The sequence below is a fragment of the Kitasatospora sp. NPDC059973 genome (assembly GCF_042737525.1).
Lineage (GTDB): Bacteria > Actinomycetota > Actinomycetes > Streptomycetales > Streptomycetaceae > Kitasatospora.
Genome location: NZ_JBHWUI010000362.1, coordinates 1 through 1505, shown reverse-complemented (window position 1 = coordinate 1505; position 1505 = coordinate 1). Strand labels below are relative to the sequence as shown.

Here is a 1505-nt window from a genome sequence, read left to right as displayed (position 1 = left end):
GCCCCGGAGCTTCGGCTCCGGGGCCGCCGCACCGGTGCCCCGTGGTCCGGGGTGCGAGGTGCGAGTGCGGGGTGCGAGCTCCGAGGTGCGGGGTCAGAAGGCCGCGGCGACGCCCGGGGGCGGGTTGATGCCGAACTCGGACGCCAGCAACTCCACCAGTTCCTCGGGGCTTTCGATCTCCCGGGCGGTGGTCGTGCCCGCCGCGTCGGTGTGGGTGAAGGTCTTTCCGTCGAGCCGCACGTGATCGGCGGTCCGGGTGCGCTGGAGGTAGAACCGCCGGAACGGCGAGCGCGGGTAGGTGGCCACGAACCAGTTGGACATCGTGAGGTCGGGCGCCGGGACCGGGTCCAGGGTGAAGGCGTGCTGGTCCTCCCAGGCCTCGCCCGTCCTCGCCTGCAGCACCCAGACGGGCGCGGGGCCGTCCGCCTCCTCGACGACCAGCCGGTGGGTGCGCCCGGCAGCCTCGCGAGCTTCACCGGGGATCATCGGGAGCGGCTCCAGCAGCCCGCCGATGGACCCGAATCCGACGTCGACGAGATGGCGGCCGGATTCGCCGGGCACCTGGACGGCCAGCACCATATGGGTCCGCGGTCGGATCTCCCCGGCACGCGCGCCGACCCGCACCCGGCCGGTCAGCCGGGTGACCCCGAAGCCCAACTCGTCCAGCACCGCGGCGAACAGGGAGCTGTGTTCGAAGCAGTAACCGCCGCGGGAGCTGTCGACGAGCTTCGCCTGGAGCTCACCGACATCCAGCGACGGCACCGAGCCGGTGACCACGTCGAGGTTCTCGAACGGGATGCCGAGGATGTGCGCGCGGTGCAGGGAGCGAAGGGTCGCGGCGGTGGGCGCGGACTCGCCCTCCCATCCGATGCGGGCGAAGTACTTCTCCAGATCGACAGTCATTCCACCACGGTACGGACCGAGCGGTCCGGCCGGCCTCCGCCGCTGGTCCCGGTCGCGATCGGCCGAGCGGCCTAGGCTCTGCCGCCGGGTCGGTCCCGGCTGGAGGATCATGGTCCGGCCCTGAACGGCGGGAACACGGACGGCTACCCGCGGTTCCCCGCCGCCCAGGGCGCCCCCGTCCCGACCCGGCACCGCGATGCGAGAGAATGAACCCATGAACGACGACCAAACCCCACCCGCCTCGGCGATCGAGCGCCGGCAGCGGCTCCTGGACATCATGCGGAAGGACGGCGGCACCTGGGACTGGCACCGGGCCCGCGAGACCTACCTGCCCCGCCCGGACCCGCGCACCGTGCGCCGTGACCTCCAGTTGCTCGCCAAGGCCAAGCAGATCTTCCGCGCCGAGGACGGTGGGTACCAGGCTGTCGGCTAGGCGCGGGCCGGGGCCCGCGGCCCGGGCGGCGCGCGGGCTCCTCGGCCGCTGAGTCGGACCGGGGCCCGCGGCCCGGGCGGCGCGCGGTGTGGCACCGCCCGAAACCCCCACGGGCCCCCCCCCCGAAACGACCGGGCCGCCGCCACGGGGGGGGCGGGCGAGGTCGGGG

2 protein-coding genes are annotated in these 1505 nt (G+C 74.2%); one reads left to right on the top strand and one right to left on the bottom strand.

The window, feature by feature from the left end:
• Positions 1 to 93: 93 nt before the first annotated feature.
• The gene (locus ACFWA9_RS39135) at positions 94 to 903 is read right to left on the bottom strand and encodes an arylamine N-acetyltransferase (protein WP_380394362.1); all 810 of its coding nucleotides are present in this window, start codon (positions 901 to 903) and stop codon (positions 94 to 96) included.
• A gap of 214 nt (positions 904 to 1117) precedes the next feature.
• On the opposite strand from ACFWA9_RS39135, the gene ACFWA9_RS39130 reads away from it, so the two are divergent.
• The gene (locus tag ACFWA9_RS39130) at positions 1118 to 1336 is read left to right on the top strand and encodes a hypothetical protein (protein ID WP_329491412.1); all 219 of its coding nucleotides are present in this window, start codon (positions 1118 to 1120) and stop codon (positions 1334 to 1336) included.
• Positions 1337 to 1505 lie beyond the last annotated feature (169 nt).